General features: G+C 67.9%; 24 protein-coding genes and 4 tRNA genes. 14 read left to right on the top strand and 14 right to left on the bottom strand.

The window, feature by feature from the left end; genetic code table 11:
- Positions 1-215: 215 nt before the first annotated feature.
- From ABZ412_RS20530 to ABZ412_RS20510, 5 genes are all read right to left on the bottom strand, one after another.
- Positions 216-521: a DUF1416 domain-containing protein gene (locus tag ABZ412_RS20530; protein WP_357282657.1), complete on the bottom strand. Its 306-nt coding sequence runs from the start codon at positions 519-521 to the stop codon at positions 216-218.
- Between the two features lie 5 nt (positions 522-526).
- Positions 527-1360, bottom strand: coding sequence for a sulfurtransferase (locus ABZ412_RS20525; protein WP_357282656.1), 834 nt, complete (start codon positions 1358-1360; stop codon positions 527-529).
- 65 nt (positions 1361-1425) lie between these two features.
- Entirely contained in the window at positions 1426-1884 is a 459-nt protein-coding gene (locus ABZ412_RS20520) for a DUF4395 domain-containing protein (protein WP_357282654.1), read from the bottom strand.
- Between the two features lie 261 nt (positions 1885-2145).
- Positions 2146-2604 (bottom strand): thioredoxin family protein, encoded by a 459-nt coding sequence (locus ABZ412_RS20515; RefSeq protein WP_357282652.1) that lies wholly within the window; start codon positions 2602-2604, stop codon positions 2146-2148.
- Entirely contained in the window at positions 2601-3473 is an 873-nt protein-coding gene (locus ABZ412_RS20510; protein ID WP_357282651.1) for an LmeA family phospholipid-binding protein, read from the bottom strand. Before ABZ412_RS20510 ends, ABZ412_RS20515 begins: the two co-directional genes overlap by 4 nt.
- 235 nt (positions 3474-3708) lie before the next feature.
- Here ABZ412_RS20510 and ABZ412_RS20505 point away from each other — a divergent pair, with 235 nt between their 5' ends.
- From ABZ412_RS20505 to ABZ412_RS20475, 7 genes are all read left to right on the top strand, one after another.
- Positions 3709-4464, top strand: coding sequence for a response regulator transcription factor (locus tag ABZ412_RS20505; protein ID WP_357089585.1), 756 nt, complete (start codon positions 3709-3711; stop codon positions 4462-4464).
- On the top strand, positions 4464-5363 hold the full coding sequence (gene mshD, locus ABZ412_RS20500) for a mycothiol synthase (protein WP_357282649.1): 900 nt from the start codon (positions 4464-4466) through the stop codon (positions 5361-5363). Before ABZ412_RS20505 ends, mshD begins: the two co-directional genes overlap by 1 nt.
- 229 nt (positions 5364-5592) lie before the next feature.
- A complete protein-coding gene (gene pstS / locus ABZ412_RS20495) occupies positions 5593-6708 on the top strand; it encodes a phosphate ABC transporter substrate-binding protein PstS (protein ID WP_357282826.1) in 1116 nt (371 codons plus the stop codon).
- 111 nt (positions 6709-6819) lie between these two features.
- Complete coding sequence (gene pstC, locus ABZ412_RS20490) at positions 6820-7788, top strand: phosphate ABC transporter permease subunit PstC (RefSeq protein WP_357089579.1); 969 nt, start codon at positions 6820-6822, stop codon at positions 7786-7788.
- The gene (gene pstA, locus ABZ412_RS20485; RefSeq protein ID WP_357282647.1) at positions 7785-8684 is read left to right on the top strand and encodes a phosphate ABC transporter permease PstA; all 900 of its coding nucleotides are present in this window, start codon (positions 7785-7787) and stop codon (positions 8682-8684) included. The genes pstC and pstA overlap by 4 nt, the downstream gene beginning before the upstream one ends.
- Positions 8685-8696: 12 nt before the next feature.
- Complete coding sequence (pstB, locus tag ABZ412_RS20480; protein WP_357282645.1) at positions 8697-9473, top strand: phosphate ABC transporter ATP-binding protein PstB; 777 nt, start codon at positions 8697-8699, stop codon at positions 9471-9473.
- Between the two features lie 145 nt (positions 9474-9618).
- Complete coding sequence (locus tag ABZ412_RS20475) at positions 9619-11235, top strand: MFS transporter (protein WP_357282644.1); 1617 nt, start codon at positions 9619-9621, stop codon at positions 11233-11235.
- Here ABZ412_RS20475 and phoU read toward each other — a convergent pair.
- The 4 genes from phoU to ABZ412_RS20455 all read right to left on the bottom strand — a co-directional run bounded on the left by phoU (position 11232) and on the right by ABZ412_RS20455 (position 16086).
- Positions 11232-11903 (bottom strand): phosphate signaling complex protein PhoU, encoded by a 672-nt coding sequence (phoU, locus tag ABZ412_RS20470; RefSeq protein ID WP_357282642.1) that lies wholly within the window; start codon positions 11901-11903, stop codon positions 11232-11234. The genes ABZ412_RS20475 and phoU overlap by 4 nt on opposite strands.
- A 111-nt stretch (positions 11904-12014) precedes the next feature.
- Positions 12015-14177: an LCP family protein gene (locus tag ABZ412_RS20465; protein ID WP_357282640.1), complete on the bottom strand. Its 2163-nt coding sequence runs from the start codon at positions 14175-14177 to the stop codon at positions 12015-12017.
- Between the two features lie 245 nt (positions 14178-14422).
- Complete coding sequence (gene dusB, locus ABZ412_RS20460; RefSeq protein ID WP_357282638.1) at positions 14423-15571, bottom strand: tRNA dihydrouridine synthase DusB; 1149 nt, start codon at positions 15569-15571, stop codon at positions 14423-14425.
- Positions 15572-15642: 71 nt separating this feature from the next.
- Entirely contained in the window at positions 15643-16086 is a 444-nt protein-coding gene (locus tag ABZ412_RS20455) for an SgcJ/EcaC family oxidoreductase (RefSeq protein ID WP_357282636.1), read from the bottom strand.
- Positions 16087-16181: 95 nt separating this feature from the next.
- Between ABZ412_RS20455 and ABZ412_RS20450 the strand changes: the two genes are divergently transcribed.
- Entirely contained in the window at positions 16182-16622 is a 441-nt protein-coding gene (locus ABZ412_RS20450; RefSeq protein WP_357089559.1) for a MarR family transcriptional regulator, read from the top strand.
- Between the two features lie 64 nt (positions 16623-16686).
- Here ABZ412_RS20450 and ABZ412_RS20445 read toward each other — a convergent pair whose 3' ends face one another.
- The 3 genes from ABZ412_RS20445 to ABZ412_RS20435 form a co-directional block, all read right to left on the bottom strand.
- Positions 16687-17670: an acyl-ACP desaturase gene (locus ABZ412_RS20445; RefSeq protein ID WP_357282633.1), complete on the bottom strand. Its 984-nt coding sequence runs from the start codon at positions 17668-17670 to the stop codon at positions 16687-16689.
- Between the two features lie 213 nt (positions 17671-17883).
- Positions 17884-18480: a DUF937 domain-containing protein gene (locus ABZ412_RS20440; RefSeq protein ID WP_357282630.1), complete on the bottom strand. Its 597-nt coding sequence runs from the start codon at positions 18478-18480 to the stop codon at positions 17884-17886.
- A gap of 134 nt (positions 18481-18614) precedes the next feature.
- A tRNA-Lys gene (locus ABZ412_RS20435) sits at positions 18615-18687 on the bottom strand.
- 1097 nt (positions 18688-19784) lie between these two features.
- Between ABZ412_RS20435 and ABZ412_RS20430 the strand changes: the two genes are divergently transcribed.
- The 6 genes from ABZ412_RS20430 to ABZ412_RS20405 all read left to right on the top strand — a co-directional run bounded on the left by ABZ412_RS20430 (position 19785) and on the right by ABZ412_RS20405 (position 22055).
- A complete protein-coding gene (locus ABZ412_RS20430) occupies positions 19785-20450 on the top strand; it encodes a TetR/AcrR family transcriptional regulator (RefSeq protein WP_357089553.1) in 666 nt (221 codons plus the stop codon).
- A 92-nt stretch (positions 20451-20542) separates the two neighbouring features.
- Positions 20543-20615: transfer RNA gene (locus ABZ412_RS20425), tRNA-Glu, on the top strand.
- Between the two features lie 36 nt (positions 20616-20651).
- Positions 20652-20725 (top strand) — tRNA-Asp (locus ABZ412_RS20420).
- A gap of 61 nt (positions 20726-20786) precedes the next feature.
- Positions 20787-20860: transfer RNA gene (locus tag ABZ412_RS20415), tRNA-Phe, on the top strand.
- A gap of 197 nt (positions 20861-21057) precedes the next feature.
- Positions 21058-21228 (top strand): hypothetical protein, encoded by a 171-nt coding sequence (locus ABZ412_RS20410; protein WP_357089550.1) that lies wholly within the window; start codon positions 21058-21060, stop codon positions 21226-21228.
- Positions 21229-21353: 125 nt separating this feature from the next.
- Positions 21354-22055, top strand: a complete 702-nt coding sequence (locus ABZ412_RS20405; protein ID WP_357282825.1) for a polyprenol monophosphomannose synthase — start codon at positions 21354-21356, stop codon at positions 22053-22055.
- A 12-nt stretch (positions 22056-22067) separates the two neighbouring features.
- On the opposite strand, the gene ABZ412_RS20400 is transcribed toward ABZ412_RS20405, so the two are convergent.
- Both ABZ412_RS20400 and ABZ412_RS20395 read right to left on the bottom strand, forming a co-directional pair.
- On the bottom strand, positions 22068-23597 hold the full coding sequence (locus ABZ412_RS20400) for an HAD-IB family hydrolase (protein WP_357282627.1): 1530 nt from the start codon (positions 23595-23597) through the stop codon (positions 22068-22070).
- Positions 23594-25963, bottom strand: coding sequence for a glycerol-3-phosphate 1-O-acyltransferase (locus tag ABZ412_RS20395; RefSeq protein ID WP_357282625.1), 2370 nt, complete (start codon positions 25961-25963; stop codon positions 23594-23596). The genes ABZ412_RS20400 and ABZ412_RS20395 overlap by 4 nt, the downstream gene beginning before the upstream one ends.
- Between the last annotated feature and the right edge of the window lie 153 nt (positions 25964-26116).

Raw genomic sequence — 26116 nt, 5'->3', positions numbered from 1 at the left:
CTGTCACGACTCGGTGAACAGCCGGTAGAGGACGTACAGACCGAACCACGCGATCAGCACGGACACGAGTACCAGCAGAATTTCGAAGGTAAGCACCACGTCTCGGAGTCTAATCCCACCGCCGGGATCCGGTGAAAACGACCCCGGGAAAAATGCGCCGACCTACGAGAACGGCCCCGGGATCATGAATCCCGGGGCCGTTCTTGATGTTTCGCTTACTTGGCGACGGTGACGTCCACGTTGTGGATGCCGTTGCCCTCCGGCGACACCTCGGTGGTGCCGTTGCCGGACGCCGACAGCGCGCGGATGGTCCACGAGCCCGGCGCGGCGAAGAAGCGGAAGTCGCCGGTGCCCGAGGCCACGACCTCGGCGGTGAAGTCGCCGTTGCCGTCCAGCAGGCGGACGAACGCGCCACCGACGGTCTGGCCGTCAGCGGTCAGGACGCGGCCGGTGATGACCGTCTCCTTCTCGACGTCGACGCCGGCCGGGATGGCCTGTCCCTGGGTAGGTGCTGCACACATATTGATTACGCTCCCAACTCGATCGGTGCACCGACGAGGGAACCGTATTCGGTCCAGGACCCGTCGTAGTTCTTGACGTTCTGGTGGCCCAGCAGCTCCTGCAGCACGAACCAGGTGTGCGAGGAACGCTCGCCGATGCGGCAGTACGCGATGGTCTGCTTCTCGCCGTCCAGACCGGCCTCCTTGTAGAGCTCCGCCAGCTCGGCGTCGCTCTTGAAGGTGCCGTCCTCGTTCGCGGCCTTGGACCACGGGACGTTGATGGCGCCGGGGATGTGGCCCGGACGCTGCGACTGCTCCTGCGGCAGGTGCGCCGGAGCCAGGATCTTGCCCGAGAACTCGTCGGGCGAACGCACGTCGACCAGGTTCTTGGCGCCGATGGCGTCGATGACCTCGTCACGGAAGGCGCGGATGGACAGGTCCTGCGCGGAGGCCTTGTAGTCGGTGGCCGGGCGCGCCTTGATGTCCTTGACCAGCGGGCGGCCGTCCAGCTCCCACTTCTTGCGGCCACCGTCGAGCAGCTTCACGTCCTGGTGGCCGTACAGCTTGAAGTACCAGTAGGCGTAGGCGGCGAACCAGTTGTTGTTGCCGCCGTACAGCACCACGGTGTCGTCGTTGGAGATACCGCGCTCGGACAGCAGAGCCGAGAACTGCTCCTGGTTCACGAAGTCGCGGCGGACCTGGTCCTGCAGGTCCTTCTTCCAGTCGAGACGCACGGCGCCCTCGATGTGCCCCAGGTCGTAGGCCGAGGTGTCCTCGTCCACCTCGACCAGGACGACGCCCGGGGTGTTCAGGTTCTCTTCGACCCAGTCTGCGGAGACCAGGACATCGGAGCGAGCCATGTTGTTCCTTTCGGTGCGGTGCCGTGTTCAGGCGTTGCGTTCGTGTGGCTGAGTAATAGGGATGGTCAGGGGCGGAGTCGGGCGACCAGCGGATAGATCTGGCAACCCAGGCAGATGCCGAACGCCGCGTTCAGGAAGGCCGCGAACAACGCGAATCCGGCGAAGATGGAGCCTGCCACCGTGCTGCCGGCCGCGAAGCCGATCACGCCCAGCACCGCGAAGACCAGACCCACCAGCTGCGCGAACCGCAGCGGGGCAACGGGTTCCAGCTCGGTCGGCGCGCCGTTGCGCGGCGCGACCAGGGCGGCGTAGATCCGGCCGTACGGGCTGCGCTTGGGGCCGTTGGCCGCGCCCAGGCCGAAGACCACGGCCTGCGCGGCCAGCAGCACGGCGGCCGCGGGGGCCGAGACGGAAGCGAGAATCAGGACCAGGGTGAGCACCGCGGTGGTGATCCAGGCCGCGAACCGGGGACCCCGGACATCGACCTGCTCCACGGGCGGTGCGCTCGTAGTGGTGTTCGACATGGAAGGAAGGACTCCTGCGCTCGAGGATGTATTGGCCGGATCGCCGGAGGATCGACATGATCTCTCAACAGCGGGGGATACAACCGGTCGGCGACAGAGTTATAGAAAGGCCGACCGGCTAGCGGCACAGGCAGCAACAACCACCGAGCCGGCACAGGTCTACCGTGCGGCGTCGGGTGAGCATCAGCTCGCGGTTGGATTGCACGAGAGGGAGTTTACCCAATTTTCGGGGGAAATTGGACCCGGGGTCCGTAATGCTGGTCACTCATCGGCCGCGGCGATCGTCAACGAGGCCATTGACGTGCGCAGATCCGCGGCCTTCGGAACGCCGGAGATCCGGAAGCGTTCCAATCCTCGAGAATCCAATCCGAAAGTGGTCGGCAGCGAGAGCACGTTCAGCTCCCGGGCGAGCGCCGCGAACTCGTCGATGTCGACCTCCAGATCCAGCGGCGGCAGCTCGGCGGCGGCCAGTTCGGCCACCACGCCCGCGACCACGCGCCGCACGGCCACGCACGGGCCGCACCAGTCGGCGGAGAAGTGCAGGACGGTCGGCCGGCCCGGGACGACCCCGGCCGCGGCCAGCAGGGTGGCCCGGGTGGATTCCGGTTCGTGCCGCGGCGCGGCGGCGCGCTCGCGCACCCGGCCCTCGTTGCGGCGCAGCAGCAGGCCCACCGCGACCGCCGCGACCAGCATGACCGTCAGGACTCCGAGGGCGATCATTTCTGTAGCCGATCCAGGTCGACGGTCACGGCGCGACCGGTGCCCTCCACCACGATCTGCCCGGCATTGGCCTCCACCGAGGTCGGGGCGATGCCGAACGGCATATTGCGGGTGTCGATGGTGTGGGTGAAGCGGGCCAGGATGGCGGGCTTGTCCTGCTCGGAGATCACGGTCCGATCCTGTTCGGGCAGCACCGAATCGGAGTCGGCCTGCAGATCGCGCCCGGCGATCGAGATCGCGGTGATGCGCACCTCGGCGCCCTCGAGTCGCAGTTCGGCCAGCACGTGGACCTTCTTCTTGGTGACCTTCTGCGCGGTGTCCGCACGCGAATCGGTGACCGCGACGGTGTCGGCGTTCGGGCCGATCGGCACCGTGCCTTCCAGGATGATGATGCCCGTGGTGCTGGGCCCGGTGCCGGCGGCATTGCCGGAGCCGTCGGACTTGTCGGTGGGCGGGCCGAAGACCTGGAGGTCCGGAATCTTGAACAGGCGTCCGAGTTCATTGGGTTCGATGCGCATGCGGGCCTGCACCTCGTCGACCGGGACCTGCGCCACCTCGCCGTCGACCAGTTGGCGCATGGGCAGGCGGACGCCCTTCAGATTGGCCTCGACCATGATCTTGCCCGGAATGTCGGGGCGCATGGCGCGGGCGCGGATGTCCATATTGATGTACTCACCGCCCAGCGCCTGGGCCACGAACGGGTGGCGAGGCGACTCGTGGAAGGTGATCTCCGGATCGGCGCTCAGATCCGAACCGGTCCGCAGCAGCCGCGAGACGCGGTACTCGGAGTAGGCCGCGACCCCGAAATCGAGCAGCACGACCAGCCCTGCCAGGCAGAGCAATCCGATGAGCAGCCTCCGGAAACGCATAGCTGCACACTAATAGGGTGCCGTCGCCGATCCGCTTCGGATCCACCTACGGGAGTCCGTTCAGGAAGGGGCGGACGCTGGTGATTCGCGCCGTCAACCCGCCCGTGGTGGCAGCGGGGGGCAAATACGAGACACCACAGGCTAATGTAGGCAGCGATTACCTGTGATGACCTGCATGGGGTAGTGGCCGACAGCGCGGTAGCCACACACATGCCAGATGGGATGGAGGGCCCCCATGGAGCTGCTCCTGCTGACCTCCGACCCCAACCCCGAGGCGGTGCTGCCGTCACTGGCGTTGCTGCCGCATCATGTGCGGCCCGCTCCGACGGAGGTGGCGTCCCTGCTCGAGGCGGGATCCGCCGACGTGGCGCTGGTGGACGCGCGTACCGATCTGGCCGCCGCGCGCGGCCTGTGTCGTTTGCTGGGGAGCACCGGCTCGTCGGTGCCGGTGGTGGCCGTGCTGACCGAGGGCGGTCTGGTCGCGGTGAACGCCGACTGGGGGCTGGACGACATCCTGCTACCCGGTACCGGGCCCGCCGAACTGGACGCCCGGCTGCGACTCTTGGTGGCGCGCAACGGCGGCGTGGCCAGCCCGGAGAACACCGGCAAGATCACCCTCGGTGAGCTGGTCATCGACGAGGGCACCTACACCGCACGACTGCGCGGCCGCCCGCTGGACCTGACCTACAAGGAGTTCGAGCTCCTCAAGTACCTGGCGCAGCACGCCGGTCGGGTGTTCACCCGCGCCCAGTTGCTCCAGGAGGTCTGGGGCTACGACTTCTTCGGCGGCACCCGCACCGTGGACGTGCACGTGCGACGACTGCGCGCCAAGCTCGGCAGCGAGTACGAGTCGCTGATCGGCACCGTGCGCAATGTCGGATACAAGGCGGTGCGCCCGGCGCGCACCCCGGGCAAGGGCGACGCGGTCACCTTCCCCGACTCCGACGGCACCGACGACTCCGAACTGACCTCGGCGAACGGCGCGATCTGATGACCTCCTGGACCGACCGGCCCGATTCCGAGACGGCCGGGCAGGTGCGGGCGCTGCTGGAGCGGGCCACCGCGGCCGACGGCGTGGCCCCGGTGTCGGAGCAGGCGGTGCTCTCGCTGGCCGGAACTGATTCGCCCGCAAGACATCTGGTGGACATCCGGGACGGCGCCGTCGTGGGGTACGCGAACCTCGTGCCCGCGCACGACGAGCACCCGGCGATGGCGGAGGTGGCGGTCGATCCGGCGGCCCGCGGCCGGGGTATCGGCGCAGGTCTGGTGGCTGCCGCGCTCGAGGCCGGGGGCCTGGGCGCGCGCGTGTGGGCGCACGGTGACCTGCCGCCCGCGCGGGCGGTGGCGGCCCGACTGGGTCTGTCCGTTTCGCGTGAATTGTGGCAAATGCGAAGAGAGCTGGCTAATTCGGAGCTACCCGAGCTGGCGGTGCCCGCCGAGCTCGAACTGCGCACCTACGCCGGGCCTTCCGACGACGCCGAACTCCTCCGTGTGAACGCCTCGGCCTTCTCCTGGCATCCCGAACAGGGCGGCTGGACCCAACGCGATATCGACGCCCGCCGCGCCGAATCCTGGTTCGACCCGAAGGGTCTGTTCATCGCCGTGGATCCGGCCCACCCGGACCGCATCCTCGGATTCCACTGGACCAAGGTGCATTCCGACGAGACGCCGCCGATCGGCGAGGTCTACGTGGTCGGCATCGACCCCGACGCGCAGGGGCGCGGTCTCGGCCGGTTGCTCACCCTGGCGGGTCTGCACTACCTGAAGGACCGCGGCCTGGACGCCGTCCTGCTCTACACCGAGGGTGACAACACCGCGGCCGTACACACCTACACCCGGCTCGGATTCGGTCGATTCCATATCGACGTCGCCTACTCTAGCGTGTCCTGAATTACGCTCGGCAACGGTGCGGCTAATGTCACACGCGGTGCGCCGCAATCAGGGTGGGTTGTTCATCTCCCGTTCACCTGCCCTGGTCTAACTGTCAACCAGCCGCCCTTACGTTGCAAGTGGGCCGCAGACCGCTGCCCGGTGCGCTAGTTCGCAGCGAACAGCCGCCAAACGCGCCCGTCCGACCGTTGAGGGGTTGGACGTGCAAGTGATTCCCCCGGAGGAATTGGTGAATCTCAAGCGCAGCAGCGCCCTGCTCGGTGTGTTGGCCGCGGCCGGCGCCCTGACCCTGTCGGCCTGTGGCAGTGACAACAACGCCACCGGCGGCGGCGCCAAGATCGATGTCGCCTGTGGCGGCAAGACCTCGCTGAAGGCCAGTGGCTCCACCGCGCAGAAGAACGCGATGGACCGTTTCGTCGCCGCGTACCAGACCAACTGCTCGGGCGCGAAGCTCGACTACACCGGTTCGGGCTCGGGCGCCGGCGTCAACGAGTTCATCGGCAACCAGACCGATTTCGCGGGCTCCGACTCGCCGCTGAACGCCGAGAAGGGCGAGACCGACAAGGCCGCCGCTCGTTGCGCCAGCCCCGCCTGGAACCTGCCGGCCGTCTTCGGCCCGATCTCCGTGGCCTACAACCTGCCCGGCATCGAGGACCTGGTCCTGGACCCGCCGACCATCGCCAAGATCTTCTCCGGTGACATCACCGCGTGGAACGACCAGGCGATCCGGGCCCTGAACACCAACAAGGCCGACAAGCTGCCGTCGGACAAGATCGGCGTGATCTTCCGCTCCGACGAGTCGGGCACCACCGACAACTTCCAGAAGTACCTGACCACCGCCGGTGGCTACACCAAGGGCGCCGGCAAGGCGTTCAACGGTGGCGTCGGCGAGGGTGCCAAGGGCTCGGACGGCACCTCGGCCGCGGTCGCGAACACCAAGTTCACCATCACCTACACCGAGTGGTCCTTCGCCAAGGCGCAGAAGCTGTCCTCGGTGCGCGTGCTGACCACCGCCACCTCCAACGACCCGAAGCCGGTCGAGCTGACCGCCGAGTCCGCGGGCAAGGCCGTCGACGCCGCCAAGATCAAGGGCGAGGGCAACGACCTGGTGCTGGACAACAGCTCGATCTACAAGCCCACCGCCGCGGGCGCGTACCCGATCATGCTGGCCACCTACGAGATCGTCTGCTCGAAGTACAGCGACGCCGACACCGCCAAGGCCGTCAAGGCGTTCCTGACCTCCGCGGTCGGCAATGGCCAGACCGGTCTCGCCGAGGCCGGCTACGTGCCGCTGCCGGACGCGTTCAAGACCAAGCTCACCACCGCGATCAACGCCATCTCCTGATCGCCTGATCGAAACACGATGACCGTGCACGACGACATTGCATCCGCGGGTCTGTCCGTTTCGACCGACCCGCGGGAAGACCGTGCCCAACTGCCGGGGGATACTGCGCTCATGCCGACCGAACCCAGCACCACCCCGGCCGCGGGGCGCGCACCCAAGAAGTTCGGCGCGGAGTTCGCTTTCCGCTCGGCGGCCACGGCCGCCGGCGGGATCATCGTCGCCGCCATCGCCCTGATCGCCCTGTTCCTGCTGATCCGGGCGTGGCCCTCGATCATGGCGAACAAGGCGAACTTCTTCACCACCACCGAGTTCAACGTCAAGGACGAGAACAACCTGCGGTTCGGCATCAAGGACCTGTTCATGGTCACGGTGCTGAGTTCGCTGTTCGCCCTTGCCATCGCGGTGCCGATCGGGGTGGGGATCGCGCTGTTCCTGACGCAGTACTCGCCGAAGGCGCTGGCGCGTCCGTTCTCGGTCATCGTGGATCTGCTGGCCGCGGTGCCGTCGATCGTGTTCGGTCTCTGGGGATTCCTGGTCGTGGCCCCCAAGCTGGGGCCCTTCCAGGACTTCCTGAACAAGCACCTGAGCTGGTTGTTCCTCTTCTCCGACGGCAATGTCAGCATTGCCGGCGGCGGCACCATCTTCACCGCGGGCGTGGTGCTCGCGGTGATGATCCTGCCGATCATCACCTCGGTCTCCCGTGAGGTGTTCGGCCTGACCCCGCGCTCGCACATCGAGGCGGCGCAGGCGCTGGGCGCCACCAAGTGGGAGGTCGTGCGCCTCACCGTGCTGCCCTTCGGCCGCTCCGGCGTGATCGCCGGTTCCATGCTCGGCCTGGGCCGCGCGCTCGGTGAGACCATCGCGGTCCTCATCGTGCTGCGCACCTCGACCAAGGCGGGCAGCTGGTCGCTGTTCGACGGCGGCTACACCTTCGCCTCGAAGATCGCCTCCGCGGCTTCGGAATTCAGCTCGAAGCTGCCGACCGGTGCCTACATCGCCGCCGGTTTCGTGTTGTTCGCACTGACGTTCGTCGTCAACGCACTGGCTCGGCTCGCCGCCGGCGGGAAGGTCAACGGATGACCACCACACTCGACAAGCCGATCAAGGCGCCGACCTTCCGGCATGTCAGCCCCGCTCGCCGGATCAAGAACAACATCGCCACCGGCCTGGTCTGGCTGTGCTTCGGCCTCGCGCTGGTGCCGCTGCTGTGGGTGCTGTTCGTGGTGCTGCAGAAGGGCGGGGCCATCGTGGCCTCGGCCGGCTGGTGGACCAAGTCGCAGAACGGCGTGCTGCCCGACCAGCGCACCGGCGGTGTCTATCACGCCATCTACGGCACCATCGTGCAGTCCGGCATCGCCGCGGTGATCGCGGTGCCGCTGGGCATCATGGCCGCGGTCTACCTGGTCGAGTACGGCCGGGGCTGGCTGGCCAAGACCACCACCTTCATGGTCGACATCCTCGCGGGTGTGCCCTCGATCGTGGCCGCCCTCTTCATCTTCGCGCTGTGGATCGCCACCTTCGGCAACCCGCAGAGCGCCTTCGCGGTGTCGCTGGCCCTGGTGCTGCTGATGCTGCCGGTGGTGGTGCGCAGCACCGAGGAAATGCTCAAGCTGGTTCCGGACGAACTGCGTGAGGCGTCCTACGCGCTCGGTATCCCGAAGTGGAAAACCATTGTGCGGATCGTCATTCCGACCGCCGCGCCCGGCATGATCTCCGGCATGCTGCTGGCCGTCGCCCGTGTCATGGGTGAGACCGCGCCGGTGCTGGTGCTGGTGGGTTACTCGAAGGCGATCAACTTCGATGTCTTCAACGGCAATATGGCCTCGCTTCCGCTGCTGATGTACCAGGAGCTGTCGAACCCCGAGCCCGCCGGCCGCGAGCGCATCTGGGGTGCCGCGCTGACCCTGATCCTGATCATCGCGCTGCTGTACCTCGCCGCCGCGGCGGTCAACAAGCTGCTCACGCGGAACCGATAGAAGGAAAGACTGATGGCCAAGCGAATTGACGTCAAAGACCTCAATATCTACTACGGCAAGTTCCATGCGGTCGCCAATGTCGGGCTGACGGTGCTGCCGCGCAGCGTGACCGCCTTCATCGGTCCGTCCGGTTGTGGCAAGTCGACCGTGCTGCGCGCGCTCAACCGCATGCACGAGGTGACCCCGGAGGCCCGCGTCGAGGGCGCGGTGCTGCTCGACGGCGAGGATATCTACGGCGCCACCGTCGACCCGGTCGGCGTGCGCCGCACCATCGGCATGGTGTTCCAGCGGCCGAACCCGTTCCCCACCATGTCGATTCGCGACAATGTGGTGGCCGGGCTGAAGCTGCAGGGCGTGCGCAACAAGGGCCGGCTGGACGAGGTGGCCGAGCAGTCGCTGCGCGGCGCCAACCTCTGGAACGAGGTCAAGGACCGCCTGGACAAGCCGGGCGGCGGCCTCTCCGGTGGTCAGCAGCAGCGTCTGTGCATCGCCCGCGCCATCGCGGTGTCGCCGGACGTGCTGCTCATGGACGAGCCGTGTTCGGCCCTGGACCCCATCTCCACGCTCGCGATCGAGGATCTGATCACCGAGCTGAAGAAGGAGTACACCATCGTCATCGTCACCCACAACATGCAGCAGGCCGCGCGTGTGAGTGACCAGACCGCCTTCTTCAACCTGGAGGCGCAGGGCAAGCCGGGCAAGCTCATCGAGATCGACGAGACCGAGAAGATCTTCTCGAACCCGTCGCAGAAGCAGACCGAGGACTACATCTCGGGTCGCTTCGGATAGTCACAGACCTTCCGGCGTCTCTTACGGCCCCTGCCCTTGCGGCAGGGGTCGTTTTCTATGCCCTGAGTGGTTGTGTGCAACCGTTAGTAACAGTTAGTCTGACGCTCGTTGGTAAACCGATTGGTTTAGTACAAGGAGGTGTCGGATGACCGTCTCAACGGCGAGCCCGAAATCCGGACGGGCCGCGGCGGACCTGCCGCAACGGGCGAAGATCGCGGCGCTGGTCGCCATCTGTCTCGCGGAACTGCTCGTGGTCCTGGACAACACGCTGGTCAATGTGGCCCTGCCGTCCATGGCCGTCCAGCTGAAGGCCGACATGAGCGGCCTGCAATGGATCGTGGACGCGTTCACCCTGGCCTTCTCCGGCCTGCTGCTCGCCATGGGACACCTCGGCGACCGCTACGGGCGACGGCTGTTCATGATCATCGGACTGGGCGGCGTCGCGGTCATGTCCGCGGCGGGCGCGCTGTCCTCCGGACTCGGCCAGGTCATCGCGGCCCGCGCCGGCATGGGCGTGTTCGCGGCCGTGGTCTTCCCGGCCACGCTGGCCCTGCTCACCAATATCTTCACCAAGTCCCGCGAACGCGCCGCCGCCATCGCGCTGTGGACGGCCATGGCCGGGATCGCCGTCGCCATCGGGCCGACCGTGGGCGGCTGGCTGCTCGAGTACTTCTCCTGGCACTCCGTGTTCTGGATCAATGTCCCGGTGGCGCTGGTGGCCATCGGCGCGGTCCTGGCCACCGTGCCGGAATCCCGTGCACCGCACGTGGATCGGCTCGACCGGGTCGGCATCCTGCTCTCCCTGGCCGGGGTGACCGCGCTGGTGTGGTCCATCATCGAGGCCCCCAAACACGGCTGGTTCGCCACCGAAAGCCTTGCGGGCTACCTGCTCTCGGCCGCGCTGCTGGCCGCATTCGTGGCCTGGGAACTACGCGTGCCCGCACCCGTGCTGAACATGCGCCTGTTCCGCAACCGCCGCTTCGCGCTGCCGTCGCTGGCCATCACCGTGTCCTATTTCTCGGCGTTCGGATTCCTGTTCCTGATCACCCAGTACTTCCAGGGCGTGAAGGAGCTGTCGCCGCTCGAATTCGGCATCCACTCACTGCCTTTCGCGGTGGCGGTCGGCTTCGGCGCGCCCATCGCGACCCTGCTGGCGCAGCGGCTGGGCACCACGGCCGTGGTGGTGTCGGGGCTGCTGATCCTGGCGGTCGCCATGTACATCGCGGGCCGGACCACCGTCGACACCCCGTATCTGGGACCGGTGGTGGTGTCCATGATCCTCATGGGCCTGGGATTCGCGGTGGTGCAGGGTCCGGCGACCGAATCCATCATGGGCGCGGTGCCCGTGGAGGAGGCCGGCGCGGGCTCGGCGGTCAACGACACCACGCGGGAGGTGGGCGGAGCGCTCGGTGTGGCCCTGCTGGGGTCGATCATGACCTCGGTGTACGCGGACAGGATCGGCGGCCGGATCGCGGCGATTCCCGCGCAGATCATGAATCCGCAGCAGAAGGAGCTGGCGAGCAATACGCCGATCAGCGTCCTGGAGATCGTGAAGGCCCCGGTGAATCCGCTTGTCGCACCGGCGAAAGCGGATCTGATTCACGCCATGAAGGTCGCGGCCATGCAGGGCGCCGAGGCCGCGTCATACGTCGCGGTCGGCACCCTGGTCGTGTGCGCGGTCATCGTGGCCGCGACCTTGCCATGGCGTCCCGAACGGGGCCGTTCGGTCCTGATGGGCTGGCGTGAGTCCGACGAGGACTAGATCGATTCCTTCTCGGAATCCGGGTCCGGGGGCAGCACGCCGGTGACGAGGAAGACGACGCGGCGGCCGATCTCCACGGCGTGGTCTGCGAAGCGCTCGTAGTAGCGACCCAGCAGCGCCACGTCCACGGCCGCCGCGACACCGAACTGCCAGTCGCGGTCCATGATCAGCGTGAACAGGTGCTTGCGCAGGTCGTCCATCGCCTCGTCGTCGTCGGTGAGCTTGGCGGCCCGCTCGGGATCGCGGGTCTCCAGCACCTCCTTGGCGGTGGCGCCCATCTTGACCGCGACACGGCCCATCTCGGCGAAGTAGCTGTTCACGGCCTCCGGCACGGCGTGGGCCGGGAAGCGGCGCCGGGTCATCTTGGCGACATGCAGGGACAGCACGCCCATCCGGTTCACGTCGGAGACGATCTGGATGGCGCTGACGACCTGCCGCAAATCACCGGCGACCGGGGCCTGCAGCGCGAGCAGCGCGAAGGCCTTCTCCTCGGCCAGGGTGATCATCTCGGCGATCCGGTCGTACTCGCTGATCACCTGCTCCGCGAGCTCGAGATCGGCGGTGAGCAGGGACTGGGTGGCCCGCTCCATCGCCGATCCGGCGAGCCCGGCCATGCCGCCGAGCAGATCGGCGAGCTCGGCCATTTGTTCGTTGTAGATGACACGCATGAGTCAAGACATTAGTGCGCGTCTTTGACCAAGTCACCAACGGTGGGTTAAACGTAGGTTCTGGTCGGTTCCGGCAAAGTCGCCGCAGCTCCGACCGGTCCGGGGGACGGCCTACTTGCAGAGGTCGTCGGCGGCGTTCACATGCTCGAGGTCGGAGGGCAGTGTGACCGGAGCCGCACTGGGCCCGCCCGCGTCGCTCGGCGTGTCGGGCAGGGTCTGCCCGAAGGCGGTCGGGGTCTTCACGGTGCCCGAGAAATCCGACCCCACCACGACCTCGACGATGCTGCCCAGCCCGCTCGCCGGTTCCAGGATCGCGCCCGGAATCGCGCTGGCCACGGTTCCGGCATCGGCCTCGTGGCCGCTGGAGTAGCGGACCTTGGTCTTGGCGGAGACGCCGTCGGCGTAGTTGCCGGTGCTGTAGATCTGGAAGCCCTGCGCGGCCAGCTTGGTCGCGGTGGTGCCCGCGATGCCGCCCTGGCCGGAACCGTTGGACACCTGCACCGAGACCGTCTGCGGATCCACCGCGGCCGGTTTGGGTTTGGCGACGGGCACGCCGGCGGGGGCCGCCGGGGGCTCGGACTTCTTCTCACCGGGCAGCGGCTGGTCGTCGATGACCGCGCGGAAGATGGCCTTGATGTCCGATTCGCGCGGGATCTCGTTGCCGTACGAGGTGGTGCCCGCGGTCGGGACGGTCAGGAAGGTGATGCTCCCGGCCTGCATCTTCTGCATGGAACGGCCCAGGGTGAGCAGGTCCTTGGTGGTGACGCTGTCCATGAAGGAGTGCTTGGCGAAGGCGTTGATGAACCCGTCGAGCTTGGCCGGGTCGAACAGCACCTTGCTGGACAGCGCGCTGCGCAGCAGGGATGACAGGAATCGCTGCTGCCGGTTGATCCGGTCGTAGTCGCTGCGCTCCTCGCCGTACACGTGGCGGGCGCGCACGTAGTCCAGGGCGGTGGAACCGTTGACCGTCTGCTTGCCCGGGGTGGTCAGGACCGTTCCGAGGACCTCGTCGACCAGCGGTTTGGTGGTGCACACCTCGACGCCGCCGACCACGTCGACCATGGACTCGAAGCCGGCGAAGTCGATGCCGACGAAGTGGTTGATCTTCAGGCCCGACATCTTGGTGATCACCTTGGTCAGGCACTTCGGCCCGCCCAGCGCGTAGGTGGCATTGAGCTTGTCGCCGTCGGCGGCCGGGAACTTCTGGCTGGAGTAGGCGGCCTTCTCGTTGTCCCAGCCCTCGCAGATCGGACGGGAGACGTCCAGGTCGCGGGGGAAGGACACCGCGACCACACGGGACCGGTTGGCCGGGATGTTGACCAGCATGACGGTGTCCGAGCGCGCGCCCTCGGCGTCGTCCACACTGCCCGCGCCGAGAGTGCTGTTGGTGCCCGCCCGGGTGTCGGTGCCGACGATCAGGAAGTTCTCGTCGCCGTTCTGCCCGTCGGCGTCGACGACGTCCGTGCTGTTCGGATCGAGCGCGACGACCTGCTGGAAGTTGCCGTCCTTGGCGCGCAGATAACTCCAGCCGCCCGCCGTCACGAGCAGCGCGAGCACCGCGAACATCGCGGTGGCGCCGCGGGCCACCAGGCCGGCGCGCCGGCTGCGGCGGCGGCTGGTGCTCGACACCCATTTGGCCGGTGTGGAACCCACGGAGGCAGGTAGCGCGGTGGTCGGATAGTCGGCGGGCGAGGCGACCCGGCGGCCCAGCAGGGCGCGGGCACGCGCGGCCGTGGTCGGGGCGGCGGGGATGGCCTCGGTGACCGGGGGTAGTTCGTCGGTGACCAGATCTGCGGTCGGGTCTGCCCGGCGTACGGTCCGGCTGCTGCCGGTGCCCGGCGCGGCCGCCACCCGGCGGAGGTGGCTGTCGTCGCGCACGGTGCGCTGCGAACCTGTGCCGGGCTGGTTTCCGGCGGGCGGGGGCTGGGTGCTCGGTGCGGGCGGGGGAACGACGGGCCGGGCGCCGGTGGCGGGTGCGCCGTTCGGCGGGGGCACGGGAGCCGGTGCGGCCCCTTCTCGTTCGGCCGTGCCGTTGGTGGCCGCCGGTTCGTTCGGCTTGCCCGCGTCGGTGCGGGGGCGGCGACGCGTCTGGCGCTCGCTGTCCACCCGCTCGACCAGGTCCTGCACGGAGATGGGGGCGGCGGCGGAGTCCGCGTCGTCGGTGTGCCGGGAGCGGCGGGCCGCGCGCGACGGATCGTCCCCGTCCGCGGAGTAGCGCTCCCAGGGGGCGCGACCTCCGGGCCGTGGCGTACGCCCGTACCGATCGTCACCCACCAACGAACCTCACTTTGCTCTTGATGCCGAGGGCCATGATAACGATTTCGCCACGGTGAACCACTCGAACATGTGTCCACCCAGGTAGATCCGTTTTTTCTGCTTTGTCGGGATGCTTCGACCGCTGGGACGAACGTTCCGCAAAGTGTGCCAGGGCCTCGGCCCTACGCCCGGGAGCTGGGCCGGACATTGACCGGATCGTGCCGGATCGCCGGCAGCGGCAGGCGGCCGGATCAGGGTGGTCGCTAGCCGCCGGAATGCATGACGTCGGCGGCGGCCGGGACGGTCGCGTCCTCCGGATCGTCGAGCCAGCCGTCGGGCAGCGCGACCTTCGCCTGCGGGGAGCCCTGCCGCCCGCGCGGTCCGAGCGCGTCCTCCGGGAACGGCACGTCCGGATCCAGCTGCCCGACCAGATCCCCGATCTGAGCCAGGCTGGTCACGGTGGCGAACTGCCGCCGCAGCGCGGAGCCGACCGGGAAGCCCATCAGGTACCAGGCCATGTGCTTGCGGATGTCGCGCATGGCCTTGTCCTCGCCGTCGTGCTCGACGAGCAGGGCGGCGTGCCGGTAGAGGATCTCGCCGACCTTGCCGAGCGTGGGTCCGGCGGGGATGGGCTCACCGCGCAGGGCGGCGCTCAGTTCGCCGAAAAGCCACGGCCGCCCCAGGCAGCCGCGGCCCACCACGACGCCGTCGCAGCCGGTCTCGGCCATCATGCGCAGCGCGTCGTCGGCGCTGAAGATGTCGCCGTTGCCGAGCACCGGGATGGTGGTGACGGTCTCCTTGAGACGCGCGATGGCCGACCAGTCGGCCTGCCCGGAGTAGAGCTGGGCGGCGGTGCGGGCGTGCAGCGAAACCATCGCCGCGCCTTCCTCTTCGGCGATCCGGCCGGTGTCGAGGTAGGTGGTGTGGTCGTCGTCGATGCCGATGCGGAATTTGAAGGTGACCGGCACTTCGCCTGCGGCCGCGACCATTTCGCGCACGATCTCGCGGAACAGCCGCCGCTTGTAGGGCAGGGCGGAGCCGCCGCCGAGACGGGTGACCTTGCGAACCGGGCAGCCCAGGTTCATGTCGATGTGGTCGGCCCAGCCCTCGCCGACGATGATCCGCACGGCCTCGCCGAGGGTCTTGGGGTCGACGCCGTAGAGCTGCATGGAGCGCGGGGATTCGTCGGGGCCGAAGGCCATCATGTTGAGGGTCTTCTCGTTGCGCTCGACAACCGCGCGGGCGGTGATCATCTCGCACACGTACAGCGATGTGGCGCTGCCGAATTCACGGCACAGGGTGCGGAAGGCGACATTGGTGATGCCCGCCATCGGGGCCAGCACGACCGGCGGATCGAGCGGGTAGGGCCCGATCCGCAGCTCGGTCTTGGGGGCTTCGAGCGAGGCAGTCACGCTCTCCAGTCTCTCATCCGCGTGGTGGCGGCCAGAGCCGCCCGTCCACTCGAGTGCCCCCGGTCACAGCGTCAGCGGGCGGCGGGCCGGGTGCCGGGCTGGAACGTGAAGCTGATGGCCTCCATGACCGGCTTGCGCTGGGTCTTCTGGATGGCGGCGATCCGCCACTCCCCGTCGGTGTCGCGCACGACGGTGTGGGTGACGAGCTTGCCGAGCTTCTTGGGCTGCTTCTTGCCCACGTCCCCGGCCGACACGACGACGACGGTATCGGCGCCGTAGCGGCGGATGTCGAGGGTCTCGCCCCACATCCGGGTGCCCTTCAGGAACGAGTCGAACAGCGCCTGGTGGGCCCGGCCGATCTCCGCGCCGCCGTGGTACACGGTCCCGGCGAAGGTGACGTCGGTGGCGTCGGTGGTGAAGCAGTCGCCGTAGGCGGCGCCGTCGCCGTCGTTCCAGGCCGCGGCGACACGGTTGAGCAGGGCGTGGATGGCGTCGAAATCGGTGCTGCCGTTCATGGTTCAATCCCCTTCAGGTATTTGCTGCTCCTGGAAAGTATCTTCTCACAAGAAGTATCTTCCCTCAAGAAGAGAATTGAATCGGAGGCGTCCCCATGCTGTCGGACCCCGCACGGGCCAGTGCGATCTACCGCCGCTACCTCAGCGCCCTGGTGCTGCACGCCCAAGCCGGGGCGCGGGCCGTCGGACTCGGCGCGACCGATCTGTACGCCCTCAACATCCTCGACCTGAACGGCGCCATGACCCCGGGCGAACTGGCCGCCCGCACCGGACTGACCACCGGGCCCACCACCCGCCTCATCGACCGCCTGGAGCAGGCGGGTCATGTGCGCCGGGTCCCCGATGCCGCCGATCGCCGCAAGGTCCTCATCGAACCGATCCCGAACCCCGGCGACCTCGAGCGGGTGCTCGCCCCCGCGCGCCGCAAGGTCGGCGAGATCCTGCTCGGCTACACCCCCGAGCAGCAGGAAGTGCTGTTCGACTACTTCGAGCGCGCGGGCCTGGCGTTCCAGGAGGCGGTCGACGAGATCGACTGACCCGGAGACGACGACGGCCCCCCGGGATCGGAATCCCGAGGGGCCGTGCCGAATTCGAGCCGGGTCAGGCGTTGGCCGCGGCCAGGTCCCGGTCGCGCTTGGCGGCCTCGCGGGCCAGCATCTTGTCGCGCTGCTCCTCGAACTTCACGACGTCCTTGCCGAGCCGCTCGAGGAAGAGGCCCAGACGCTCGCGGGTCTCCTCACCGCGCGCGGTGAAGTCGGTGCGCTCGAAGATCTGCCACTTCTTGAGCACCGGGTTCACCACCTCTTCGAGGTGCTGGCGCAGGTCGTAGATGCCGTGCTTGGCCATCAGCACGCCGTTGCGGCGGAAGTTGGGCATGCCGGCGCCGGGCATCTGGAAGTTCTCCAGGATCATGGTGATCGCCTCGAGGGCCTGGTCCGGGCAGAGATCCAGGGCCGCGCCGCACATGTTGCGGTAGAAGATCATGTGCAGGTTCTCGTCGGCGGCGATGCGCTGCAGCATGCGGTCGGCGATGGGGTCGTCGCACACGCGGCCGGTGTTGCGGTGCGAGACGCGGGTGGCGAGTTCCTGGAAGGTCACGTACGCCACCGAGTGCAGGAAGCCGGCGCTGCCGGTCTGCTCGAGCTGCTCGGTGGGGGAGGCGAACCCGTTGGTCATGTGGATCATGCGGGCCTGCTCGAGGGCGACCGGGTCGACGCCGCGGGTGACGACCAGGTAGTCGCGCATGACGATGCCGTGGCGGTTCTCCTCGGCGGTCCAGCGGCCGACCCAGGTGCCCCAGGCGCCGTCCTGGGAGAAGTTCTCGGCGATCTCACGGTGGTAGGAGGGCAGGTTGTCCTCGGTGAGCAGGTTGGTGATCATGGCCGCCTTGGCCAGTTCACTCAGCTTCGACTGCGACGGATCCCAGTCCTCACCGCCCATGGCCGCGAAGTTGCGGCCCTCGTCCCACGGCACGTAGTCGTGCGGGTGCCATTCCTTGGCCAGGGAGAGGTGGCGATTGACGTTCTCCTCGGCAACCGGCTCCAACTCCGTCAGTAGCTCGAGTTGAGTCAGATCCTTTGCCATACATATGCCCTTCGTGTCGTGCGTCGTGCTGTCGTACCCTCGCCGGCCTGCCGCCGCGGCCCATACCTTACGTGACCGTAGGGTGATGTGAAACTCATCTGTGCGCCATTGCGGGGTAGGTGAGGGATGTCATAAGAAGCGCGGCCCACAGCGTAGGGGGTCTATCGCTGTGGGCCGCGCTTCGTTAGCCGTGCATCAGCAATGGATGCGAGATCACTTCTTCCCGAGCAGACCGCCCAGGACGCTGCCGAGAACGCCACCGGCGTTCTGGCCCATGGCCTTGCCGAGGATATCGCCCAGACCGCCCGCGCCGCCCTGACCGCTGGTGGCCCCGCCGAGCAGGCTGCCGAGGATGTCGCCGAGACCGCCGGCGCCGGCCGCGCCGGGCTGAGCGGCCGCGCCGCCCCCGCCGAGCATCTTCTTGCCGAGGTACGCCAGCACGATCGGCGCGAGCATCGGGAGCAGTTTGCCCATCAGGTCGCCGCTGATATCGCTGCCGCCGACATTGCCGAGAGCGCTGATCACCGTGTTCTTCTCGGCGCCGAACGTCTGGTCGATGATCTGGCTACCCGTGGAGGTATCCACCTGGCTCATGTCGACACCGCCGTCGAGCAGACCCAGCGGCTGGTTGGCGACTTCGTTCTCGAGATTCAGACCGACCTCGGGGTTGCCGGCCTGTGCCTGGAATCCGCCGAGCAGGACTGGCACGGCCGCGCCGACCGCGGTCTTGGCGGTGGCCTCGTCGACGCCGAGCTGTTCGGCGATCTGGGCGATTGGAACTTGAGAGAGCAGGTCATCGAAGGAAGTCATGAACTCCGCCTGTGGTGATGGATTCCCGGGAAAAGCCCTACCGAGGTCACGCTAGGTGAAACCCGGACAGATTGCCACAGATTCGCGGATGTGGCGAGGGCCCGGAACGGCTGTTCCGGGCCCTCGCGTGAGTGTGCCCCCACCAGGGCTCGAACCTGGGACCTGCGGATTAAAAGTCCGTAGCTCTACCAACTGAGCTATAGGGGCGTGCGGGACGTCAGTTTAATGGGCCGGGCCCACAAGTGTTAAACGAGTATCCGATTGTGCTCTGGCAGACGGTATTTGCGCAGGTCATAGTGGTGGCGTCGAGTGTGCGGCGGGTCGGGGAGGGGTGCCCTGACAGCGCGATCGGCGTGACGGGGCGTGCCGACGGTGTGACCGGCCGTGCCGATCGTGGGGGCTCGGCGAGCCGGGGCGGCGTGTTGGGGGGACGATGTGGCGCTGTGAGGGTGCGGACCGGTCGGTGCGTCACCGCGACGGGGCAGAGCCGGGGTGCCACGGGGGTCGGCGCGGAGTGTGGGTGGGGTGAGGTGACGGTGTGGTCCCGTCATGCCCGGACGCGTCCGGGTGGGCGTTCGCGCGCCCGCGGACGCGTGTCGGGCTCGGCCTCGGATGACCCTCGCAATCGCCTTGCCACTCAGTTTGTTTCGTGGCCCTCGAGTGTGAATATCATCCAATGGTGATGCGTGGCAAGCTTTTTGGGGTGGGGGGAAGCGGCCGGTCCAGCCCGGTCCGAGCGCGGGGGTCGCGGCTCGGCGGTGCCGCGGGCCGGGTGGCGTCGTCGCGCGTTCCCGGGATCGCCGGGGCGAACTTCGCTGAGATATGGGCGAATTCGTCGTTTCGGACCAATCGTCCATACGATTGCTGTGGAATTGCGGTTTTCGTTAGGAGGTGTACTGGCTAACTGACTTTCCGGTACACGTCACGCTGGGTGAACTTTCCGGGTACGGTGACCGACTGGTGAATTCCCGAAGAGCTGGGATTGCCCCGGCGGCACGGGATTCGGCTTATCGTTGATATGCCCGAACGTGTCGCGACCGGTCCGGCCGATCGCGGCTCCAACAGATGAAGCTGCGGGGAGGCGGACCAGGACGACGTGAACGCCCGGGCGTGCACCCCGCGCGGTGCGCCGGGTGGGAAAACCTATACCAGTTGGTGTGTTTCAAGTTTTTCGCGCTTTTCCGTACCAAGAGTTTGGTAATTCCGGGCATAGCCCGTTTTGAAGTATTTGAAAAACACGTAACTTCGCGTCGAGGCCGTACCGCGGTCGGCGACGGTTAGCTAGCTTCGGAGGCGTTTCGAGCATGGCACGGCAGCAAGAGCGGGCCCGCCGGACACGCGCGGCGATCATCAGGTCCGCCGCCGTTGAGTTCGGGAAGAGCGGCTATGCCGCTGCATCGCTCAACCGCATATTGGAAGGTTCCCGGGCGACCAAGGGGGCCATGTACTTTCACTTCGACTCCAAGGAGGACTTGGCGCGCGCGGTGCTGGAAGCGGCGGTCGACCGCTACCGGGCATCGACCGAAAGGTGGCTGACCCGAACCGATCTCGGACCACTCGACGTGCTGCACGGCATGATCGACGAGATCGCGTTGCGGCTGGAGAACGACATCATCATCCAGGCCGAGTTCCGGCTCATCATCGAGCCGGAGTTCTATCGCGACATCCAGGCCGGCGGCGGCCGCATCCTCGGGCGCGCCATCCGGCAGCTCGCGGTCCGGGCCGCGGAGCACAAACAGCTGCGCCCGGATTCGGATCCGGACCGGTTCACCCGCACCCTGGCGGCGGCCCTGGCGGGCCAGCGCTACATCGCCGATGTGCTCACCGGTCCGGCCGATCTGCGGGCCCGGTTCGCCGAGGCGCTCGAGGTGATCGTCGACGCCACCGCGACACCGGAGTGGGCCGAGGAGTTCCGCCGCGTGGGCTGGCGGGTGTCCGCCCGGCTCGAAGATCTCAACTTGGGACTCTGACCAGCTGATTTGGGAATCACGCGGAGCCTGTCATAAGCTATCTCCGCTCCCAACGGAAGCCGTTGAGCAAACGGTCCGGAGAAATCCGGCGGGCCCCCTTCGTCTAGCGGCCTAGGACGCCGCCCTTTCAAGGCGGTAGCGCGGGTTCGAATCCCGTAGGGGGTACAACGATGGTGACATCGTTGTCGGAGCAAGCAGCAAGGCCCTGTGGCGCAGTTGGTTAGCGCGCCGCCCTGTCACGGCGGAGGTCGCGGGTTCGAGTCCCGTCAGGGTCGCAAGATCTTTTTGCGACAGCAAGAAGCGCACGAAACTTGGCATTCGAATCGGGTGCCTTTCGGCCAGGTAGCTCAGTTGGTACGAGCGTCCGCCTGAAAAGCGGAAGGTCGCCGGTTCAATCCCGGCTCTGGCCACTCGATCGCAGGGAGCCCCTGCTCGCGGACAACGCGAGCAGGGGCTCTTTACGTCTGTCTTGTGGGGGTCGAGCCCCCACAAGACAGGCGGAGGGCTCCGCCCCGGCCCCCGGCTCCCGCCGCGGTTCGATCCGAATCGTTCTGTCATTGCGTGTTTTGTCGTATGTGCGTCCGATCTTGGTGGAATGCTGGGTTGCATGGCTGAGGACAACCAGTGGTATTACTGCATCTCCCATCACAAGGCGGAGCAGGGAAAGTCCTGCTGGGTCGGGGACCGGATGGGGCCGTATCCGGATCAGGCGACAGCCGAGCGGGCGTTGGATATTGTGCGAGAACGAAACCGGCGTGCCGACCAAGAGGACGACTGACGCTCGGGTGACGGGGGTGACCGCGCCTACACGGTGCGCTCACGAGGCACTCAGGCGGACCAGGTACGGTTTCTGAGCCAGAAGACGACCGATCGGGAGGGCGTACCTTGAAGGTCACCGTGGTGGTGCCGACCTACAACGAGCGGGAGAACCTGCCCGTTGCGGTGGAGCGGCTGACCGCACTGCCGGTGGAGGACCTGCATGTGCTGGTGGTGGACGACAATTCACCGGACGGCACCGGCGAGGTCGCGGACAAGCTGGCCGCCGACCTGCCGAACGTGGTGAGCGTGCTGCACCGGACGGAGAAGGACGGCCTGGGCCGCGCCTACATCGCCGGCATCACCAAGGCGCTCGACGAGGGCGCGGACGTGGTGATCCAGATGGACGCCGACCTGTCGCACCCGGCCGAGGTCATTCCGGCCATGCTCGACAAGCTGAAGACCACCGACGCCGGCGTGGTGCTCGGATCCCGGTACGTCCCCGGCGGTTCCACCGCCGCGGAGTGGAAGTGGTACCGCAAGGCGCTCTCCGCCTGGGCCAACTTCTACGTCAACATGATCCTGCGTCTGGGCGTGAAGGACGCCACGGCCGGGTTCAAGGCGTGGAAGGCGGACACGCTGCGCGCCATCGACGTGGCCTCGATCAAGTCGAACGGTTACTCGTTCCAGGTCGAGATGAACTACCGCACCGTCAAGAAGGGCATCTCCATCGCGGAGGTGCCGATCCGCTTCGAGGAGCGCACCAAGGGCGCCTCGAAGATGAGCCTCAAGGTGCAGCTCGAGTCCGCGGCCATGCCGTGGAAGCTGCTGTTCGGGCGGGCGGTTTAAGAACTCCCGGCGCTAGGGGTTACCCGTATCGCCAGGCCAGTGGAGCAGCGTGTCGACGAACAACTGTCGGACCTGCTCCACTTCCGCGTCCAGGCGGGCCGGGTCCCAGCCGCTGACATCGATCGGCGGTAGGACGGCCACGTCCACCACGCCCTTGCGGACGATCGCGGAGTTGCGCCAGGCGATCTCGCCGGCATTGCGGATCACCACGGGGATGATCGGCACGCCCGCCTGCATGGCGATGTGGAACGCGCCCTTCTTGAAGGCGCCGACGCGCGGCGTCAGGGAGCGGGTGCCCTCGGGGGCGATCACCACCGACAGTCCGCCGCGCAGGGTGTCGACGACCGGTTCCAGCGCGGCCTTGGCGGCCTTGGTGTCGGCGCGGTCGATGAAGGTGACCTCCACGAACCGCATGAGGGGCCCGAAGACCGGGTTCTTGGTGATCTCGCGTTTGGCGATGCCGGTGAATCCGGCGCCCAGCACCTCGGCCAGCACCACGATGTCGAACTGGCTCTGGTGGTTGAAGATGAACACCGCCGGTCGGGGCGCGCGGGCGTGTTCCGCGCCGGTCACCCGCACCTTGACCTGGGTGCCGCGCAGGGTCGAGTCGGCGGCGTGGGTCATCATCGAATCCGCCATCTGGCGGCGCTGTTTCGTGTGTGCCTTGGCGGCCACGCCGAACAGCGCCCCGCCGAGTAGACCCGTGAATCCGGCCAGGGTGCGGGCGTAGTCAGTGGCCCTGGGGGCCTGCCGGGGCCGGAAATGCAGGACCGGCCATTCCCTTTCGGCCGCCTCGAGCACGACGCGCGGGTCCGGGTTGACGGCCACCGGGTGCCCGGCGGTCTGGAGCAGCGGCAGGTCGGCGGCGCTGTCGGCGTAGGCCCAGCTCTGGGTGAGGTCGATGTCGTGGGCGATGGCGAAGCGGCGGACGGCGTCGGCCTTGCCGTTGCGCCACAGCGTCTTTCCCTCGACATGCCCGGTGAGCACGCCGTCCTGCACGGCCATGGCGGTGGACAGCACGTGCGGGATGCCGAGTTCGGCGGCGACGGGTTCCACCTGGTAGCGGCTGATCGAGCTGATCAGGACCAGGGTGTGGCCGGCGGCCTCGTGCTCGCGGACCAGCCGCCAGGCCTCGGGGTAGATGTGCCCGTACACGTTGCGCGCGAACACCTGCCGTCCGAGGTCGATCAGGTCGGCTTCGGGCACCCCGGCCCAGTCGTACATGGCCGATTGCAGGAAGCGTTCGTATTCGCCTTCGCTGCGGGCGCCGCGGATGCTGCCGAGCAGGCTGGCGGTGAGCGCACCGCGGGCGCTGCCGCGGCGCAGCAGGCGGCGGGCGAGCGGGGGCGGGTTGAAGCCGTGCACGACGGTGCCGCCGAAGTCGAAGATGGCGGCGACCTGCGGGCCCTGCGGTCCGGTGCGCACGGCCTCGAGGGCGGTGGCGAGATCCTGTGCGCCGATGGGCCGCTGGGTGACGCCGACGCCGGGTCGCAGGGTCGGGTTGGTGCGTCCCGCCGCGCGGCCCCGGACCCGGTGGGTCACAACGCTTCCATTCGGTTGGACGGGTCCAGGGTGGCCGCCCGGGTGATGCGCTGCCCGATGGCGCGCAGTTCGGCGGCGAAGGCGCTGCGCCGGGCGGCCAGGTCGGCCGGATCGCCGGCGGGGGTCAGCAGGCCGTGGTTGTCGGCGAGTTTGACAGCACTGCCGAACAATTCCGAGGACACCGATTCGGGGCTGTGCAGGCGTTGTTGCAGCAGCATCTGTTTGCCGACCTGGAGGCATTCGTCGATGAGGGCCTTGCGGTCGACGGGGTCGACCGGGTCGCGGGCGGCGAGCCGTTCGGCCACCACCAGTTGTGCGTCGAAGAAGGAGCGCAGCACGCGGTGGGCCATCATGAAGCCGGAATCGGCGAGCCGGGCCTGGATCTCGGAGCCGAGGGTGCCCGCGGCGGTCCGGTGATGCCATTCGGGGTCCACACGCAGCATCTCGGCGGTGAGCTGGGTGGTGAATTCGGCTCGTTCGGGGAAGAAGAACTCGAACTTAAGCAGGTCGCGCAGGCGGTAGGCGGCGTCCCACCCGGCGCGCAGCTGGTCGCCTTCGGGGGCTTCGACGGCGGTGAGGACGGCGAGTTCGAGGATGGCGCGGTTCACGAACCAGTGCACGGCGCTGTTGCGGTAGAACGCGGCCTCGAGGTGCGCGCCCGCGTTGATGGCGTACACCGGTTCCAGTCCGGCCCGGTACACGGTGACGACGGTGGCGACGGCCAGCTGTTCGAGGACCACGGCGAGCCCGTGATCGTCGCGCAGCGTGTCGAGCTCGCCGGTCGGCAGGCCGCGGCTCTCGATGTAGCCGAGTACGGGCGCGATGGCGTTGCGGAGTTCGGGCCGGGTCAGCGCGCGTTCGTGGACGCCGAGCAGCACCAGGGTGGTGAGCGCGTTGACGGTGATCGGGGTGACCTCGTTGATGCCGACGGCGACCTCGAAGGCCAGCCGCTGCACGGCCAGCTGCTCGCGTTCGACGGCTTGTTCGGTGCCCGGATCCTGGTGTCCGGTCAGCGGATCCCCGTTGGCGGCGAGGCGGTCGCGGGCCGAGAGCGGGGTGCCGAAGCGTACGTACACGTGCCCGGCGGAGTGCTGCTGGTTGCGGACGTAGCGGGCCAGCCAGGTGAGGCCCTCGGGTTGTTTACGGCCGCCGGTCTGTTCGTCGGCGATGGCCCCGATCTCGTTGAGCCGTTCGTAGGTGATGGAGACCGGCACCAGCATGACGTCGTCGATGCGTTTCGAACGCAGCGCCGCCGCAAGGTAATTCAGCAGTCCGTAGCGTGGCGGCCGGAGTTTGCCGGTGCGGGTGCGCCCGCCCTCGAAGTACCACTCCAGGTTGAAGCGTTTGGTGAGCAGGTAGGCGAAGTACTCCTCGACGACGGCCTTGTAGACCTCGTCGTCGCCGAAACTGCGGCGGATGAAGACGGTTCCGGTGCGCCGGGCGATCGGCCCGATCGGCCAGAACTTGAGGTTGGCGCCGCCGACCACGTGGTTGGGCGGGAAGTCGTTGCGCGCCAGGATGTCCCCGAGCACGAAGGCGTCCACGTAGGAGCGGTGCGAGGGCAGGAAGACCAGCGGATAGCGGCGGTTGAGCGAGCGCAACCGGTCGAGTCCGGTCTCGTCGGCGTCGACGTTCCAGGTGGAGGCGTGGACGGGCCGCATGGCCTGGGTGAACAGGTCGGAGACGAGGCGGCTCTGGGCGGCGACGAGTTCGCGCAGGCCTCGCTCGGCACGCCGGTAGACCTCGCGTGGGGGGAGTCCGGATTCCAGGGCGATGATGTCGAGCCGGCGCAGGAATTCGGGGGAGTCCAGGATCTCCTCGACCACCAGTCGCGGCACCTTGTACCGGTCGCCGATGACGGCGCGCTCGGCGCGTTCCAGCGCGACGATGCCCGCGCGCACGATGGCCCGCCCGAAAGCGTCGGGCACGATGGCGGATCCGGGGTTGTTGGCGCGCAGCTCGCTGAGCCGGGCGGGCTGCCCGGTGAGGATCAGGTGCCGGTCGGGCGCCTTGCCGATGAGCCGCCGCTGCATGAACCGGTGCGGTTTGCGCGGGTTGGACAGGGACAGCAGGTCGCTGAAGGTGGTGCGGCGCACGCCGTCTCGTTCGGGCGGCAGCCACAGCACGCGGACCGGCACCACCAGCGGGTCGTCGGCGCGTCCGACGAGGCGGTCGGTGACGGCGGCGGGGTCGAGGTCGATCTGGGTGACGGGGGCGGAGGTGCCGAACTCCTGGGTGATGCCGCCTTCGGCGAGCCAGCCCCCGATGAGTTCGCGTTCCACCCGGGAGGCGGCGTCGACCAGGGCGACCACGGATTGCGGGGCGGTGAGCGCGGCTTCGGGGAGCCGACTGTCGTGATCGAGCATCTTCGTTCCCTCCGCCTGAGCCGCTGCGATCCATTGAAGCCCAAACCGGGGCGGTGGGACGGGAGGTCGGGCAATTCACCGGTCCGACCCGGAGTTTCGCGGTGTTGCGCGGTGGTGGTGACGGACGTCGCGATGCGGGCCTCCCCACAAATG

Source organism: Nocardia sp. NPDC005746, from assembly GCF_040630785.1.
Taxonomy (GTDB): Bacteria; Actinomycetota; Actinomycetes; order Mycobacteriales; family Mycobacteriaceae; genus Nocardia.
Note: the sequence above shows the minus strand (reverse complement) of the source record. Positions and strands in the feature narration are given on the sequence as shown.

Bases quoted from the DNA above. Each gene is read 5' to 3' on its own strand.
- ABZ412_RS20530 (WP_357282657.1), bottom strand. From the start codon at position 521: ATGTGTGCAGCACCTACCCAGGGACAGGCCATCCCGGCCGGCGTCGAC.
- ABZ412_RS20525 (WP_357282656.1), bottom strand. From the start codon at position 1,360: ATGGCTCGCTCCGATGTCCTGGTCTCCGCAGACTGGGTCGAAGAGAAC.
- ABZ412_RS20520 (WP_357282654.1), bottom strand. From the start codon at position 1,884: ATGTCGAACACCACTACGAGCGCACCGCCCGTGGAGCAGGTCGATGTC.
- ABZ412_RS20515 (WP_357282652.1), bottom strand. From the start codon at position 2,604: ATGATCGCCCTCGGAGTCCTGACGGTCATGCTGGTCGCGGCGGTCGCG.
- ABZ412_RS20510 (WP_357282651.1), bottom strand. From the start codon at position 3,473: ATGCGTTTCCGGAGGCTGCTCATCGGATTGCTCTGCCTGGCAGGGCTG.
- ABZ412_RS20505 (WP_357089585.1), top strand. From the start codon at position 3,709: ATGGAGCTGCTCCTGCTGACCTCCGACCCCAACCCCGAGGCGGTGCTG.
- mshD (WP_357282649.1), top strand. From the start codon at position 4,464: ATGACCTCCTGGACCGACCGGCCCGATTCCGAGACGGCCGGGCAGGTG.
- pstC (WP_357089579.1), top strand. From the start codon at position 6,820: ATGCCGACCGAACCCAGCACCACCCCGGCCGCGGGGCGCGCACCCAAG.
- pstA (WP_357282647.1), top strand. From the start codon at position 7,785: ATGACCACCACACTCGACAAGCCGATCAAGGCGCCGACCTTCCGGCAT.
- pstB (WP_357282645.1), top strand. From the start codon at position 8,697: ATGGCCAAGCGAATTGACGTCAAAGACCTCAATATCTACTACGGCAAG.
- ABZ412_RS20475 (WP_357282644.1), top strand. From the start codon at position 9,619: ATGACCGTCTCAACGGCGAGCCCGAAATCCGGACGGGCCGCGGCGGAC.
- phoU (WP_357282642.1), bottom strand. From the start codon at position 11,903: ATGCGTGTCATCTACAACGAACAAATGGCCGAGCTCGCCGATCTGCTC.
- ABZ412_RS20455 (WP_357282636.1), bottom strand. From the start codon at position 16,086: ATGAACGGCAGCACCGATTTCGACGCCATCCACGCCCTGCTCAACCGT.
- ABZ412_RS20450 (WP_357089559.1), top strand. From the start codon at position 16,182: ATGCTGTCGGACCCCGCACGGGCCAGTGCGATCTACCGCCGCTACCTC.
- ABZ412_RS20445 (WP_357282633.1), bottom strand. From the start codon at position 17,670: ATGGCAAAGGATCTGACTCAACTCGAGCTACTGACGGAGTTGGAGCCG.
- ABZ412_RS20440 (WP_357282630.1), bottom strand. From the start codon at position 18,480: ATGACTTCCTTCGATGACCTGCTCTCTCAAGTTCCAATCGCCCAGATC.
- ABZ412_RS20430 (WP_357089553.1), top strand. From the start codon at position 19,785: ATGGCACGGCAGCAAGAGCGGGCCCGCCGGACACGCGCGGCGATCATC.
- ABZ412_RS20410 (WP_357089550.1), top strand. From the start codon at position 21,058: ATGGCTGAGGACAACCAGTGGTATTACTGCATCTCCCATCACAAGGCG.
- ABZ412_RS20395 (WP_357282625.1), bottom strand. From the start codon at position 25,963: ATGCTCGATCACGACAGTCGGCTCCCCGAAGCCGCGCTCACCGCCCCG.